Genomic DNA, 15,544 nt, shown 5'->3' with positions numbered 1-15,544 from the left:
TCAAGGCTTAGGCGTACTCGGCGTACCGGCCTTCTCGTTCATCCGTTTCTCGAAGTCGTTCTGGCATTGGGTGGCCTTTGCCTGATCACCCTTGACGTCGGCCAAACACGTGATGAAGTCGCTCAAACCGGCCGACTTCATGAAAACCAGGGTAAACACGACGATCAACGTGGACAGCAGGATTGCGAGGCCGCCCAACGCGATGCCCCCGATGGCCACGCCGCGATTGTCGGCCTCGGCGCGTTTGACCCTGAGTAGGCCCGCGATCCCGAGCCCCACCGCCACGATGCCCCCGAAAAATCCGCCAAATACCGTGCACGACAACAGGATGGCAACGATTCCGACAATCAGTGCACTCAAGCCGATGCCGTTCTTCGGCGCCGGTGGGGGAACCGGAGCGCCGGGCGCGCCGTACGGATACGGATAGGGGAAGGGCGGCGGGTAGCCGCCGGCCGGCTGGTATGGCGGCGGCGGAGGTGGCGTTTCCGTCATACCTGCACTGTATCGCCGAGTTGGATACGAAGGCATGTCACGGAATCGGGCAGGTGGTGGGTGGCGACCACGACGGTCCGCCCCGCCAGCAACGAGCTGTCGGCGTCCAACAACGCCCGCAGCATCGTTTCGGAGGCGTGACCATCGAGATGTTCGGTGGGTTCGTCCAAGAGCAGCACCGGAACCGTGGACAGTATCGCCCGCGCAAGGAGGAGTCGTCGCCGTTGCCCGCCGGATACCGAGGCCGCACCCGCGGTCAACACCGTGTCCAGTGCCTGTGGCAGCGACTCGATCCAGGAACCGAGGCCCACGGCGGACAAGGCGCCCATCACGGCGTCATCGGTGGCATCACCGCGGGCGACCAGGAGGTTGTCGCGCACCGTGGTGGCGAACAGGCGCGTGTCCTCGGCGAAAAACCGGATGAGTGAGGGCAGTTCGGCCGCAGGCAGATCGGCCAGGGGATCGCCGCCGACGCCGATGCTGCCCGAGGCCGGCGAGGACAGTCCGGCAAGGGTGGTGAGCAATGACGTCTTGCCGATGCCGCTGGGGCCGGTGATCGCCAGCCGGGCACCCGCCGGCAGCTGGAACGACAACGGACCCGATACGGAACATCCGGTGCGCCAACGGAGTTCTGAGCACTCGACAGATGCGCCGGAGCTCGCCGCGCTCGGCATCACATCGACAGGCACGGCCATGTCGATGCCGGTCGAGACCAGCTCCTGCAGATGCCGCGCCGATGCGCGTGAGCGCGCGATGCCGATGGCAGCGGCGGGCAACGCGGTGGAAGCCTCGAATGCCGCCAGCGGTAGCAGCACCAGGATGGCAAGGGTCGTGGGCGCGATATGCCCTGCGAGTTCTACTGCCGAGGCCAAGGTCCCGACGGAGGCGGCGCCGACAGCCAGCGTGGGAACCGCTGCTGCCCAGGCCGCCGGACTCGCGGCCGCGTCCTGGGCAGCCGCCCACTCCATCCGGCGTCGGCGAGCCGATTCAAGCTGACGCGGCAGCAAGCCCCCCACCCGGAGCTCGGGTGCGTGGTCGAGGATCTCGACGGTTGTCTCGGCGTGCAGTGCCCGTGCCCGCGCGCCGCGTGTCTGTCTGGCCCGGGATGCGCGCGCTGCCAACATCGGCGCCAGCACATCGGCGATCAGTAAGGCACCTGCCATCACGGCGGCGGCAGGCAGTGATATCAGTGCGATGGCGACTGTCGCCGCGACGCCGAGCACGGCGGCGACCGCAGCGGGAATGACGCTGCGAACCACGGTCTCGGCCAGCTCGTCGATGTCTGCACCGATGCGGGCAAGCACCGCACCCTTGCGCAGCGTTCCGGCAGATCCGCCGACCAGCCGCGCGTACACGTGCGCACGAACGGTGGCCGCGCCGCGCAGCGCGATATCGTGGCCGGCGAGCCGCTCGCAGTACCGCCAGATGCCGCGCGAGATTCCCAGTGCCCGCACCGCCACCACGGCAACCGACAGGTCGAGTACGGGTGGCATCTGCCAGGCACGGGCGATCAACCACGCCGACAGGCCGGCGAGAGCCAGGGCACTTCCCAGCGCCAGGACACCGTATGCCACGGCCACCGCCAGCCGTGCCGGTCGCACCCGCAGCGCGACCAGCCAGTGCCGTAAGGGCTCAGTGGTGCGTGGCATGTCTTGCCTGCACAGTGAAGACTCTGTCGGCCGCAGCCAAGACCGGGGCTCGATGGCCCACCACCACCACCGTCGCGCCCTTTCGTGCACGGGACACCAGCGCCGCCAGCACGGCGGCCTCGGTATCACCGTCGAGATGCGCGGTGGGCTCGTCGAGAAGCAGGATCGGTCGATGGGTGCCGAGCGCCCGGGCCAGGCCCAGCCGTTGCCGTTCACCCAGCGATAGCCCGGCGCCACCGGTACCGAGGCGGGTATCCAATCCTTCAGGCAGCGTCGCCAGGGTCCTATCGAACTGGCTCTCGGCAAGCACGGATTCCAGATCGTCGAGCGTTCCGAAGATCTCGAGGTTCTCGCGTACGGTGCCCGCGACCAGCACCGGCCGTTGCGGCAGCCATCCGATCATCGACCACCAGGTGTCGCGGTCAATGTCGTCAAGTGCCACCCCGTCCACGAGAACGCGGCCGGCTGTCGGCATCGTAAGACCGGTTATCGCGTGCAGCGCGGTGGACTTCCCCGCACCGTTGTCACCGGTCAGCACCGTCACGGTGCCGGGCCGAATGGTTGCCGTCAATTCCCAAGGCGCATAGCCGCTTCGGTCCATGACGCTGATGGCGTCCAACTGAATGGTTGGCCGAGGGTGCGGAGCCTTCGTATCCCCGGCCACGGACAAGGAGGCCTGCGGTGTGAGGGTATCGAGCAGTTCGAAGGTTTTGTCCGCCGCCGCCTTTCCATCGGCGGCACTGTGGAACTGGATTCCGACCCGCCGCAGGGGCCAATACACCTCCGGGGCAAGGATCAAGACGGTGAGCGCGATAGTGAGATCCAGATGTCCGAAGACGAGTCGCATCCCGATGCTCACCGCGATGAGAGCGACACTCAGGGTCGCGATCATTTCCAGCACCATCGCCGACAGGAAGGCGACCCGCAACGTTGCCATCACCGAACGTCGCTGAGCGGCGCCGAGTTCGGTGATTCGGCGCAACGGTGTCGCGGTGCGGCCCAGCGCGCGTAACGTCGGGATGCCCGCGATCAAATCGAGAATCTGACTCGTGACCGCCGTCGATGCGTTCAGTGCCGCCTCCGCGCGATCCCGGGTGAGCAGGCCGATGAGGATCATGAACACCGGGATCAGCGGCAGGGTCACCGCGACGATGATGGCCGATCGGATATCGGAGAACGCGATCACCAACGCGGCGGCGGGCGTGACGATCGCGGCACTGAGCACCGCGGGCAGGTATCCCGCGAAATAGGGCCGCAGGTCGTCTAATCCGCGGGTCAGTACCTCGGTGGCCGAGTCTCGATGTTGCTCCAGATCACGCGGTTGTGCTTGTGCGAGTGTCGACAGCAGCTGATCGTCGAGGTCGGCGATGACAGCTGTCGCGCCCCGTTCGCTGAAGCGGACCTGCACGCCATGTGCTGCGGCCCGAAGGATCCAGAGCACCGCCAGGAGCGCGAGCGGTTGTCCCATATGAGCGATATCGCGCGCGGGCGGATCGGTGATCAGTCGGGCGAGGGCGTGCGCCAGCACTATCGCGATCAGGAGCGTGCACGCGGTCATCACCATTTCGCAGAGCACCGTCAGAATCAGGTACCGGCGCACAGGAGCGCTGCGGCGCCACAGTCGGGGATCAACCGGGGCGCTGCGCAATTTCGTCATCGCACAGGCAACCCGACCGGATCGGGAATCTGCTCGGCCGAGATGCGCTGTCGGAATACCCAGTACGTCCAGCCCTGGTAGATCAACACCACCGGCGCGGTGATAGCCGCCGCCCAGCTCATTACCTTGAGTGTGTAGGGGCTGGAAGAGGCGTTGACGACGGTCAAGTTGTAGGCCGGATCAAGGCTGGACACAATGAGATTGGGGTAGAGGGAGCCGAACAGCAAGACGACGACCGCAACCACTGTCAGGCATGTGCAGGCGAAGGCCCAACCGTCCCGCGAGACCCGTGACGCGGCGGCCGCACCGATCAACGACAATGCGGCGATCACGAGGGCGATCCACGTCCAACTCTTGCCGTAAGCAAGCTGTGTCCACAATCCGTATCCACCGGCGGCGACGATCACCGGGATCGCCAGCTTGCGCGCCCAGGACACGGCATCTTCGCGGACCACTCCCGCGGTCTTCAGGGAGATGAAGAGCGCACCGTGAAAGGCAAAGAGCCCCACGAAAACCACGCCGCCGAGGAGGACATACGGCCGGAGCACATCTCCGACGGTAAGCGTGAGCTGTTTGGCGCCGTCCACCGGAAGCCCGGCGAGCATCGAGGAGAAGGCGACACCCCACAGCAGTGCGGGTATCCACGAACCGATGGCTATCCCGAGGTCGCAGCGGGCACGCCAGCGAGGGTCGTCGATCTTTCCGCGCCATTCGATCGCGACGATTCGGACAATCATGGCGACGAGAATCAGCAACAGGGGGATGTACAGGCCTGAGAACACGGTCGCATACCAGTGGGGGAAGGCGGCGAACATCGCGCCGCCCGCGGTGATCAGCCACACCTCATTGCCGTCCCATACCGGCCCGATCGTGTTGAGAACGGCCCGTCGCCGACGATCGTCGCCCCGGCCGAGCGGGTGCATCAGCATTCCGACACCGAAGTCGAAACCCTCCAGCACCAGGAACCCAAGGAACAGCGCCGCCACGACGATGAACCAGAACTGCTGCAATGCCGTCGGATTCATGTTCGGAACCTCCTTACGTAACTGGTCGGATCAGTAGGCGAAGGACAGCGGTTTGGGGCTGTCATCGTCGGTAACGGGCGGTGTTGGTTCGGTGTCGTGTTCGAGCGGTCCTTCGACGGTGTATCGGCGGATGAGCCAGAACCACACCACGCCGAGCGCGCCGTACAGCAGCGTGAAGGTGACCAGCGACAGCCATACCGTCGCCGCCGAATGGTGAGAGACCGCCAGGTCCACCGTGAGTCGAATCTGTTCGACGCCTGTGGGATTGGGGGCTACTACCCAGGGCTGCCGACCCATCTCGGTGAACACCCATCCGGCGCTGTTCGCCAGGAAGGGGGTGGGGATGGCCAGGATCGAAAGCCAGGCGAACCAGCGCTGATGGGGGATTCGTCCCCTGCGGGTGACCCATAGTCCGGCCAACGCCAGCAGGGCCGACCCGGCGGCAAGTCCGATCATCGCGCGGAAGGACCAGTAGGTCACAAACAGATTGGGCCGATAATTTCGCGGACCAAACTTCTGCTCATACTCCTTCTGCAGGTTCTCTACACCCTTGAGGGTGACGTCGGTGAACTTGCCTTCCGCCAGGAATGGCAGGACATACGGCAGCTCGATGGCATGCGTCACGCTGGCACAGTTGTTGTGGGTTCCCACCGTCAACACCGAAAACTTGGGGTCTTTTTCTGTGTAACACAAGGATTCTGCGGATGCCATCTTCATGGGCTGCTGCTGGAACATCAGCTTGCCCTGGACGTCGCCGGTGGCAGCCAGTGCGACCCCGGACAAGATCATCACCGCGCATGCGCCAATGGCGGCGGGCCGGTACATCGTGCGGGCATCTTCCAGGGTGCCGAGCTTGTGTGAGCGCACCATCCACCAGCCGCAGATGCCGGCAACGAAAGTGCCCGCCGTGAGGAGGGATCCGGCGACGGTATGCGGGAACGCGGCCAATGCCGTGTTGTTGGTGAGGAGTTCGGTGATGCTGGTCAGCTCCGCGCGACCGGTTTCCGGGTTGTAAATGGCACCGACGGGATGCTGCATGAAGGAGTTGGCGGCGATGATGAAGAAGGCCGAGGCATTGACCCCGATGGCCACCATCCAGATGCACGCCAAGTGGACCAGTTTGGGCAGCCGGGTCCACCCGAATATCCACAAACCCAGGAAGGTTGATTCCAGGAAGAAGGCCACGAGGCCTTCGAGCGCCAGGGGAGCACCGAATACATCACCGACGAATCGTGAGTACTCGCTCCAGTTCATGCCGAACTGGAACTCCTGCACGATTCCGGTGGCGACACCCAGCGCGAAGTTGATGAGAAACAGCTTGCCGAAGAACCGGGTGAGCCGATACCAGGAGTTGTTCCCGGTTACGACCCACACCGTCTGCATGATGGCAATGAGGGGCGCGAGCCCAATGGTCAACGGCACCAAGATGAAGTGGTACACGGTGGTGATACCGAACTGCCATCGGGATACGTCCAGGGCGTTCATCGCCACCTCCTACGACACAGCGTAGTAGTAGTAGTAATCCAAGATCAACGCGATACGGGCCACATTTACTAATACGCCAACGAGACGAACGTGGGGCGGTAAACGCGTGAACCCGCCCGGTGCGCGCGGTTAGGAGATCCGTCGGGGCGCGGCCAGTGACCGCAGGGCCGGCGCGACCGGCGGGCCCAGTAGGAATCCATCGGTGGTGCCGGCCTCGAGTGCGCGCCGATAGACCTCGGCCGCCCCGCGCACCGCATCCACCGTCACCTCGATATCGACGGGGGTGTGTGCGGCGGAGATGACGAACGACTGCCCCAATACGCCACGACGCAGGAGTTCCTGGAGCAGCAGTGCCCGATAGGCCTGCGAGGGAATCCCGTCGGGATCGAGGCTGGTGAAGGTCAGACAGGACGGCCTGCCAATGGTCCGGATATGTTCGCTTACACCGAGTTCCGTGGTGACCTCGGCGACACCGGCCGCGAGATCGCGCCCCGCGGCCTCCATGGCACGTATCGGGGCGTCATCGCGATAAGCCTGCACGACCGCACGAAACGCGGCCAGTCCCACCGCCTCCGGACCATTCGTGGTGGACAGCAGAAAGGTTCGCGGATCTTCGGTGCGCAGGCCACCACGTTCCATGTACTCGCGCCTGCCGGCCAGCGCGGCAATCGCGAAACCGTTGCCCATCGCCTTGCCCCAACAGGACAGATCAGGGGTGACGCCGTACACCGCTTGGGCACCCGCCCGGGACCAGCGAAAGCCGGTGATGATTTCGTCGAAGACGAGCAGCGCACCGTGCTGCGTGCACAGTGTCCGCACGGAGTCCAAAAAGCCCGGCTCGGGTTCGGCCGCGGCGCTGGCGGCCTCCATGATGACGCAGGCGATCTGGCCGGGCTGCTCTTCGAAAAGCTTTGTCAGCGAGTCGAGATCGTTGTAGTCGAACCTGATCACATCATCTATCGCGGTTTTCGGGATTCCGGCGTTCATCTCAGTGGTACCGATGAACCAGTCATCGGTGGAGAAGAACGGCTGCAGGCAGGCCGCGACCTTCGGGCGTCCGGTTACGGCGCGGGCCAGGCGAAGGGCTGCGGTGGTGACATCGGATCCGTTTTTGGCGAACTTCACCATCTCGGCGGTGGGTACTGTCCGCAGGAAGTCCTCGGCGGCCTCTGCTTCGAACACTGTTGGTCGACTGAAACTCACTCCCCACTCCAGGGTTTCGCGAACGGCCGCGACGACGGGCGCGTACGCGTGGCCCAGGGTTATCGCGCGCAGTCCCATGCCGTATTCCACGTAGGCGTTCTCGTCGACATCCCACACGCGTGCGCCCAATCCGTGGGTCAGTACTGGGGCCATGCCCAACGGATACTGGTCGGCGCCGCGCGCGTAAGTATGCGCACCGCCCGGCACTGCGTGGTGGAGCCGTGCCTGCCACGCGTTCGATTGGTCGAAGCCTTTGTGCGTCACGTCAGTGCTTCCTCGACTTCCTCGCTACGTTTGACCAATGCCCATGCCGCACCGGCCAGTACGATCAAGAGGTACCGGACCATGGAAACCTGTTGGAAAGCAGATACATCCAGCACCGTACTGACGACAGTGAGCGCGACGAGTGCGCCGAGAACGCCGTTGATCAGTTCCGTCGTGGCCACGTCCCCGCAGCGATTACGTGCTTTGGCGGCGTACCCGACCGCAGTGATCATCAGGAAGATCAGCGCGAGCAGGCCCAGGATCCCACCTTCGATGAGTCGGCTGAGGTACTCGTTGTCGAGAACTGGTTGTTCGGGACCCAGCGGATAGGTGAATGATCCTTGTCCCAGCCAAAAGTGTTCGGTCCAGTGCGCCGTCACGTAGTCGATTCCGCGTGCGCGAGACTGCAGCGACGGATCATCGGCGCTACCCATGAAGGTGCTGATGATTGCGTCGAAGACACCGAGCCCGCTCACGGCGGCAAGCGCTGCCGCGCCGCATGCTGCGCCGAGCAGCCCGGTAAGGCGACGGACCGGCCAGCGCCACGACATCACCAGGACCGCGGCGGCCAGTCCGACGAATGCCGATCGGGAAACCGTCACCACGGAACCGGCGATCACCATGGCGGTCAGGATCGCCCACGGCCACGTCTTTCTGCCGCGTGCCTTGGCGCTGTATACGAGCGCCAACCCGATGGGCGCGATGGTCGTCAACACCGCACTGAGTTCCAGGGCGTGCCCCGCGGCGCCCTGGGCGCGAACGACGCCTTCACGGACGATGTCGTGTGCGACACCGGTATCGCGAAACTTCATGATCCCGGGGATGCGAATCAAGGCCGCGATATCGAAGCCGGTCGCGAACTGAATCAAAGCAAAGGCGGCTGTGATGGCGCCGCCGATCAGAAGCGCCTTCAACAAGATTTCGATGATGCGCGCGGAGTCACCGGGATGGGCGGCGAAAAGGAAGACGAATCCTATGAGCACCACCGCCGTTACCGCGAAAGCGGCGATGCCCTGCCCGGCTTGGATCAACGCGACGTGTGGCAACACGCGTGTGGTCACCACGTTGAAGGACACCACGGTGGTGAGTAGCGAGGCGAGGATCGCGATGGACAGCCACCGCGCACCGAGAGTGAGTCTGTGCCCTGACAGCACCCAGTAGATGCCGAGCGCTCCGATCAGGGTCAACGCGACCTGGGCAGGGCTCAGTCCCTTCAACGCGTATGTCGCGTAGGCCTGCCGCGTACTCAGCAGCACTATCAATGCCAGCGCGGCGAACGTGACGATATCCGGGCCGCGGCCGGACACCGCTGCGCGTGAGCTACCGGTCCGGGGAAGGCTTGTCGTCACGCCAGTTACGAAAATCGGTGAGTCGGGGTGGAGTCCAGTTCAGCACCGCTTGAGCCAGTGCCTCGTCGTCAATCTCGACGTTGTCCAGGTCATCGTCGATGGTCATGGGCTTCTTGATGTTTGCTGCTGGTTGATCTTCGTCCTCCGCTTCGTGCGCCACCGGCTCGTCGGCGAGTGCGGCCTGGGTGGACGACCCGGCTGCACTAGTTGGCGCCGCAGTCTTCGCTTGGATCTGTTCCTTATTCTTCTTGGTGGCGGACTTTTCTTTGCGGTGACGCACTGCGAGGGCGTCGTATATCAACACCAGGATGAGTCCGGCCAGCAGTGCCGCGACCGCCATGGAGCCTGCTGATTTCATCGCGCTGGTCGACGTGACAACGGGTGCGGTGGGTTCTTGCAGGACCGTGAGGCTGGCCCAGTTCTCGGGGGAGACGGAGGCGCCCACCTGCAGCTTGATCAGATTGTCACGTGCGACGTCCAGCAGTGCTGACGCGCCTGCCTGGCAATCCGATGTCGCGCTGCACAACACCAGAATCGACACCTGGGGCGACGGCTGTTGGTTGTTGGGCCCCAGGTCAATGGTGTTGGAGACCTTGTAGTCCACGCCGGGAGCGACTGCCGCGATGGCGGCCTGCGCGGGCTGGCTGGACAGAGAGGTGGCCAGGATGCCGGCGAGCTGTGCTTTCTCCGGGGATAGATTCAGCATCGGGTTGGCGCCGAGCGTGTCGCCGGTCGAGGAGTAGGTGGGCGGTGGCACCACCACGGCCGAAGCCGTGGATGCCCGCACCGTGACGCCGGTGCTGTAACCATATGCGCCCGCACCGCAGGCCAGCAGGACCACGAGAAACAGCGCGATGCGCCGATTCAAGATCCGCTTGACCAGGTCGTTGACGTTCACGCGCGCTCCGACTCTCGCTATCGTCCGGACTATCCGCGGTAGGCGCACTGTCCCATAACCAGCGTTATTGGTCACGAGCATAACCCACACTTGCCAAGCCCTCGGAATCGCGGGACTAGGCTGTCCGCCGTGTCGACAGAATCGCAGGGCCCGCCGGCCCGAGTGATGATCTCAGGGGTGAAGGTAGATCTTTGCTCCGTGCGGGACGTGCTTGCCGCGGCGGCACGGTATGCAGCGGTGCGGGGCGATAACCCGCTGGTGATCGGCTCGGTGAACCTGGATCACCTGCATCACTTCGGCGCGGGGCGTGCCAACCCGGACTGTGCGGAACTCGGACCGCGGCTGCGTTGGTTGATGCTGGCCGACGGTGCGCCGATTGTGGCGCGCGCCCGACTCAGGACGCGGCGAAACTGGCCGCGGATTACCGGAGCCGACTTGCTGCCTCTCGTGCTCGAACAGGCGATGGACGCAGGTCAGCGAGTTGGTTTCCTGGGCGGGCTGCCACAGACTCACGACCAGTTGCGCGGAGTCATCACAGATCGCTATCCGAGTCTTGAGGTCACGGATTTCTGGGCGCCTGATCGTAGCGATCTCACCGATCCGGCTCGTAGCGATGCCCTTGCCCGTGACATCGCCGCCACGGATACCCACATTCTGGTCGTAGGCCTTGGAAAACCATTGCAGGAGTTGTGGATTGCGCGTCACGGTGTTACCACCGGCGCTGCGGTCATGTTGGCCTTCGGCGCGTCCGCGGACTTTCTGGCCGGCGCCGCCGTGCGTGCGCCGGAGTGGATGCGGCGCTGCGGCCTGGAATGGTCCTACCGATTGGGGCGCGAACCGCGGCGGATGGCGCGAAGATACTTGGTGCAGGGGCCCGCATCCGTGATGCGGTTGCGGAGGGCGAACGTCGAGCCCCCGCAACCTTGGCACGCGTCGTAGCTAAACCCCATGCATAATGCTCGCGAAATGCTCAGCCATTCGTTCGGAACTGAAGTCCGTCCGCGCCCGCTGCGCTCCGGCCTGGCCGAGCGCGCGTGCTCGGTCGGGATCGTGCGCCAGGTCGGAGATCGCTCGGGCAAACGCGTCAGGATCACCAGGGGGAACCAGCACCCCATCGATATCGTGGCGGACGTAATGCGATATCCCCGGGTTGTTGGTCATCACAACCGGACGCCCACTGGCCATCGCCTCCAATGCGACGGTGAGCCCCGAACCCGTAACTACATTGGGGCGCACCGCGATCGCCACGATGGCGGAGCGTCGGTACAGGTCGCGCATTCGTCCGTAAAGACGCTCGGTACGCAGCGTGACAACCTCGGACGGCGCGCTGACCGGCAGCGCGGTGGCCAGTTCCAGCGTGAGGCCGGGGCAGTGTTCGCGGGCGGTCAACACCGCCTGGACCAGCAGCGCGTGATCCCGGTGAACGTCCTCGCCCGCACTGACTACCAAGGGAGTGCTCGTGTTCTCCCACGGTTGCACCCGATAGAAATCGGTGTCGATGCCCACCGGTGCGAAATGCAGCCGCGAATCCTCGACGCCCCAGGCGCGGGACAGCAGTTCGACCTGGGGCGGGGATTGGGAGAATACCGCCGCACTGCGGGCCAATCCGTACCGTGCGAGTACGCGATGAAGCGGCGCCGAGTCCGCCGGCTCGGTCAGCCACCCCACCCCGGTCACCACGGGTGGGCTCATGCCAATGGCCGTGGCGGCGGCAGCCGGCACCCCGGTGCGCTCGTCGTAGCAGAACACGATGTCGCTCTCGCGTCGCGCCGACCGGTCTGCGACGGTCTCCAGAATTTCCAAATTGCCGCTGCGATACCGAATTTGCCCGGCGATTCGCTCGAAGCGGCGAGCCAGCGAGAACTCACTGAAGGTGGGCGTCACACCGTAGTTCGACAACCGATGCAGTCCATAGGGCGCGCGATCCGGCACTTCATCTGCAACGTTCCGTGCCTCCCACTGCGAAGCCGAAACGCCGTGCGACAAAGCCACATACGCGCGCAAGTGTTGGTTCGGTTGCATTGTTCCCATCCCGTACCGGCGCAAGGTATCACATGACTCCCGAACGCACCCAGGGTTCCCCGGTGACCGAGCCGGCATCCGGGCGCCGCATCGCCAGCGCAGTCGCATGGCAGCTGGGCGGGCGCATGCTGGGGACGGTTGCTTCCATCGCGGCCATCGCCCTGACCACCCGCGCGCTGGGCCCGGTGTCCTATGGGCATTTGAATACTGCGATTTTCTTCATCGGACTGTGGACCAGTCTGACTGAGCTGGGTATCGGCGTCGTGATCGTGCGACGTGTCTCGGCAAGTGAGGGCGACCTGCAACGGTTGGTCGGGATCAATCTTGCTTTCTCACTGAGCTATTGCCTGCCGCTCGCCGCGCTGGCTGCCGTATCGGGCTGGCTGGTCTACTCCGACCAGCCAGAGGTGCAGTCGATGTTGTTGATACTCAGCGCCGGCCTCACCTTGACAACACTGTCGAGCTGCCTCAACCCCATATTCATGTCCGCGGTGCGGTTCTCGGCGGTGGCACTTGCCGACACGCTGTCCCGTGTCGCGATGCTAGTGGTCACCATTGTTCTGGTCACGGTTCGTGCCGACCACGTGTGGTACGTGCTGCCCCAGGTCGCAGCGCCGGCCACGCTGTTGTTGGTGCAGGGCATTGCCGCACATCGCATCATTCCGCTGCGAATCGTCATGTCCGTCAAAGAGACCTGGGGATTGGTGCGCGAGAGTCTGCCGCAGACCATGGTGCTCATCATCGGGGTGCTCTATTGGCGCATCGACGGTGTGATCCTCAGCCTGCTGAGCACTCCCGCCGAGGTCGGTCGATACGGCCTGGCGTATCAGACCGCTTTCACGTTGTCGCTGATGGGGAACTTCTTCTTGGGTGCAACCCTTTCCACGATGACGGGGCTGTTCGCGTCGTCGCGGGAGAGGTTCGCGATCTTCATCGAACGGTCGATGGGATTGATGATGGCCGTTGCGGTCCCCATTGCCGTGGTCGGGTTCTTCGTCGGCCGTGATCTGGTGGCGCTGCTGGGCTCGGAACAGTTCGTCGACAAGTCGAATCTGGTGATGCCGTTGCTCCTTGTCGCCGTCGGTTTGACCTTCCTCACCGGGACGGTGAGTCAGGCGCTCTTTGCCGCGCATCATCAGGCATTTCTGTTGCGTCTCAATGTTTTCAATCTCGCCTGCAATATCGTTCTCAACGTGGTGCTGATCCCGCATCTGGGTTCGCTGGGTGCGGCGATCGCGCTGGTGACCAGCGAGGTGGTTGGTCTGGTTGTCGCCACCGTCAGGCTGGCCACCTGTAGTGGCTATCGCACGCCGTGGACGTTTCTGCTCCGGCTGGCCATACCGACCCTGGCGGCGGTGGCTGCGCTCGTCCTTGCCGCACTGTGGGTGCCGCCGTTGATCGCGGCAGTAATCGCCGCCGCCGTGTACGTAGGAATGAACCTTTGGGTAGGCCCGGTACACCTGCGCGATGTACGGGAAATTCTCCGCAAGGAGGCCTCAGATGGGTGATGGACATGGGTAGGAACAGGAACAAGGAACTCAACCGGGCCTACCTGCCATCGCCCCGGACAAGTGGGGTGCACGGAGGCACCGTCGTCTGCATTGTGGCCTACCGCCGCCCCGACCTACTCGACGACTGTCTGCGGTCCTGTCGCGAACACCTCGTTGATCTGCCGGTACACGTGTGGGACAACTCCGAATCGGAATTCCCCGGCATGACGGCAATCCGGGCGGCCTACCCGGAAGTGAGTTGGCACGGCACGGGTAAGAACCTGGGATTCGCCGCGGCCGTCAACACGTTGGCCGATCTGGCGCCGGGTGCGCATCTGTTGTTGCTGAATCCCGATGCCGTTGTGAAGAGTCCACTCACCCAAACACGCGCTCAACTGACGACGGATGTCCGGGTGGGAGCGGCGGCACCGCAGATCGATTCCGTCACCGCTCACCCTGGCGAGCGTCCGTGGGACAACGGGCATCGGGCCCCCAGCCTGATGAGAGCACTCGTCTCGCGCACGGGCTACGCGCCCGCGTTGCGCGGCCGCGCGATCTCCGATCTGTATCGGACGCCACCGCCGGATGTTGACGGATACCTCACCGGTGCTTGTCTTTTGATCAACCGTCACGCCTGGAATGAGATAGGTGGATTTGACGAAGAGTTCTTCTTGTACGGCGAGGAAGCCGATTGGCAACAACGGGCACGGTTCGCGGGTTGGCGATTGGTCCTCGTCGACGAGCCGGGTGTCACGCACAGCGCCAAGGGGACAGTCGCGGGAGATCACCGGCGCAGCATGCGGTCCGACGATCTGCTGCGGGCCAACATCGCGTTGACACTCGAGCATGCGCAGGGCGTACGGACTGCCGATCTCTACCTGGCCGGCACATCAGTGCTGGACCGAGTGCAGCCCGCAGCACGGCGCGCCCGGGCGGCCCGTATCGCCTCGTTCCAAGGACACCCGCAGGTGGTGCTGACCACCAATCGGTTGGTCTATGGGGGAGCGGAACGCCAACACGTGCTGTTGGCAACTGAGTTGGATCGGCGCGGCTACTCCGTGACCATCGCGTGCATGCAGCGATTCGGCCCACTGGTATCCGAAGTTCCTGCGACGGTGCGGGTCGTGCGCCAGCCCTGGTGGTGTCCGACCTTCGAGGTGGGCGGCGGGCCCGCGATCCTGGTCTCGGGGGATACCAATACCGAAACCGGGTGTGCGACCTTGTGGCGCGCAGCCGGGCGCGATCGTAGATGGCTTGTCGCAGCGCACATTCCACCCGTGCTCAACACGGGGACCTACTCGGCGCCGCTGGCGGCGGCCATGAGCAGGGCCGACGGGTTTATCGCGCTGTCGCGGCGGCACTGGGATGAGGTGTCAGCGCATCAACGCGTGGGCAACCGATTCTTCACCGCCCCCAATGGGGTCGTGAGCCGCGCCGACCTGCCCGAGACCGCACCGCACCGCACCGAACCGCGTGGCGCCGTGCACTTCGTCATGCTGTCACGCATTGTGGAGCACAAGAACCCGCATCTCTTGGTGGAAGCACTGAGCGGATTGCCCGAATATGACTGGAAACTCTCCATTTTCGGTGACGGACCTGATCGTGAACGGTTGGAAGCGCTCACCCCCGATGCGGTACGCGGCCGGGTGCACTGGCGTGGTTGGTCGCCCGGGCCGGAGCATGCGCTGGCCGACTGCGATGTGCTCTGTGTGCCGAGTCGCAGTGAGGCGTTTCCGCTGGTGATCCTGGAGGCGATGGCACGAGCGGTCCCGGTCATCGGCTCGGCGGTCTGTTCAGTGCCCGATATGCTCGGCAACGACAGCGGCGTGGTCGTGGACCCGATTGACGTACAGCACTGGCGTACCGCGCTTGAGGGAGTGCTGGCCGCCCCTGAGCGCCTCACCGCATTGGGGCGGCGCGGTTTTGACCGAATGCGTGATCTCTACACGATTGAGACCATGGCGGACTCTTACGAGGAGGCCTTTACCGCGGTGCTGAAGGGCTGACATC

At 64.4% G+C, this 15,544-nt stretch carries 12 protein-coding genes; 3 read left to right on the top strand and 9 right to left on the bottom strand.

The features are described from left to right. The 8 genes from B4393_RS18630 to B4393_RS18595 form a co-directional block, all read right to left on the bottom strand. Complete coding sequence (locus tag B4393_RS18630) at positions 1-492, bottom strand: DUF4190 domain-containing protein (protein ID WP_078335333.1); 492 nt, start codon at positions 490-492, stop codon at positions 1-3. After that, the gene (gene cydC, locus B4393_RS18625; protein ID WP_078335332.1) at positions 489-2,141 is read right to left on the bottom strand and encodes a thiol reductant ABC exporter subunit CydC; all 1,653 of its coding nucleotides are present in this window, start codon (positions 2,139-2,141) and stop codon (positions 489-491) included. Before cydC ends, B4393_RS18630 begins: the two co-directional genes overlap by 4 nt. Further along, complete coding sequence (gene cydD, locus B4393_RS18620; protein WP_078335331.1) at positions 2,125-3,798, bottom strand: thiol reductant ABC exporter subunit CydD; 1,674 nt, start codon at positions 3,796-3,798, stop codon at positions 2,125-2,127. Before cydD ends, cydC begins: the two co-directional genes overlap by 17 nt. Continuing rightward, positions 3,795-4,823 (bottom strand): cytochrome d ubiquinol oxidase subunit II, encoded by a 1,029-nt coding sequence (gene cydB / locus B4393_RS18615; protein WP_078335330.1) that lies wholly within the window; start codon positions 4,821-4,823, stop codon positions 3,795-3,797. Before cydB ends, cydD begins: the two co-directional genes overlap by 4 nt. A 30-nt stretch (positions 4,824-4,853) precedes the next feature. Further along, positions 4,854-6,308: a cytochrome ubiquinol oxidase subunit I gene (locus tag B4393_RS18610; RefSeq protein WP_078335329.1), complete on the bottom strand. Its 1,455-nt coding sequence runs from the start codon at positions 6,306-6,308 to the stop codon at positions 4,854-4,856. 129 nt (positions 6,309-6,437) lie between these two features. After that, positions 6,438-7,775: a glutamate-1-semialdehyde 2,1-aminomutase gene (locus B4393_RS18605; protein ID WP_078335328.1), complete on the bottom strand. Its 1,338-nt coding sequence runs from the start codon at positions 7,773-7,775 to the stop codon at positions 6,438-6,440. Further along, entirely contained in the window at positions 7,772-9,124 is a 1,353-nt protein-coding gene (locus B4393_RS18600) for an O-antigen ligase family protein (RefSeq protein WP_133052576.1), read from the bottom strand. Before B4393_RS18600 ends, B4393_RS18605 begins: the two co-directional genes overlap by 4 nt. Next, positions 9,096-10,022, bottom strand: coding sequence for a hypothetical protein (locus B4393_RS18595; RefSeq protein ID WP_078335326.1), 927 nt, complete (start codon positions 10,020-10,022; stop codon positions 9,096-9,098). The genes B4393_RS18600 and B4393_RS18595 overlap by 29 nt, the downstream gene beginning before the upstream one ends. A gap of 129 nt (positions 10,023-10,151) precedes the next feature. Here B4393_RS18595 and B4393_RS18590 point away from each other — a divergent pair, with 129 nt between their 5' ends. Beyond that, on the top strand, positions 10,152-10,961 hold the full coding sequence (locus B4393_RS18590) for a WecB/TagA/CpsF family glycosyltransferase (RefSeq protein ID WP_133052577.1): 810 nt from the start codon (positions 10,152-10,154) through the stop codon (positions 10,959-10,961). Here the strand turns inward: B4393_RS18590 and B4393_RS18585 are convergent, their stop codons facing one another. Then, positions 10,962-12,044 carry a glycosyltransferase family 4 protein gene (locus tag B4393_RS18585; RefSeq protein ID WP_078335324.1) on the bottom strand — a complete coding sequence of 361 codons (1,083 nt, stop codon included), beginning with the start codon at positions 12,042-12,044 and terminating at the stop codon, positions 10,962-10,964. A 32-nt stretch (positions 12,045-12,076) separates the two neighbouring features. Here B4393_RS18585 and B4393_RS18580 point away from each other — a divergent pair, with 32 nt between their 5' ends. Both B4393_RS18580 and B4393_RS18575 read left to right on the top strand, forming a co-directional pair. Beyond that, positions 12,077-13,552, top strand: a complete 1,476-nt coding sequence (locus tag B4393_RS18580; protein ID WP_078335323.1) for a flippase — start codon at positions 12,077-12,079, stop codon at positions 13,550-13,552. 5 nt (positions 13,553-13,557) lie between these two features. After that, a complete protein-coding gene (locus B4393_RS18575) occupies positions 13,558-15,540 on the top strand; it encodes a glycosyltransferase (RefSeq protein WP_078335396.1) in 1,983 nt (660 codons plus the stop codon). The last annotated feature ends 4 nt before the right edge of the window (positions 15,541-15,544 follow it).

Origin of the sequence: Mycobacteroides franklinii (assembly GCF_002013895.1) — a bacterium.
Taxonomy (GTDB): Bacteria; Actinomycetota; Actinomycetes; order Mycobacteriales; family Mycobacteriaceae; genus Mycobacterium; species Mycobacterium franklinii.
The sequence above is the reverse complement of the archived record's forward strand: the minus strand, read 5'-3'. Positions and strand labels throughout refer to the sequence as shown.

Coding starts and splice junctions, on each gene's coding strand:
- B4393_RS18630 (WP_078335333.1), bottom strand. CDS start 492: ATGACGGAAACGCCACCTCCGCCGCCGCCATACCAGCCGGCCGGCGGC.
- cydC (WP_078335332.1), bottom strand. CDS start 2,141: ATGCCACGCACCACTGAGCCCTTACGGCACTGGCTGGTCGCGCTGCGG.
- cydD (WP_078335331.1), bottom strand. CDS start 3,798: ATGACGAAATTGCGCAGCGCCCCGGTTGATCCCCGACTGTGGCGCCGC.
- cydB (WP_078335330.1), bottom strand. CDS start 4,823: ATGAATCCGACGGCATTGCAGCAGTTCTGGTTCATCGTCGTGGCGGCG.
- B4393_RS18610 (WP_078335329.1), bottom strand. CDS start 6,308: ATGAACGCCCTGGACGTATCCCGATGGCAGTTCGGTATCACCACCGTG.
- B4393_RS18585 (WP_078335324.1), bottom strand. CDS start 12,044: ATGCAACCGAACCAACACTTGCGCGCGTATGTGGCTTTGTCGCACGGC.
- B4393_RS18580 (WP_078335323.1), top strand. CDS start 12,077: ATGACTCCCGAACGCACCCAGGGTTCCCCGGTGACCGAGCCGGCATCC.
- B4393_RS18575 (WP_078335396.1), top strand. CDS start 13,558: ATGGGTAGGAACAGGAACAAGGAACTCAACCGGGCCTACCTGCCATCG.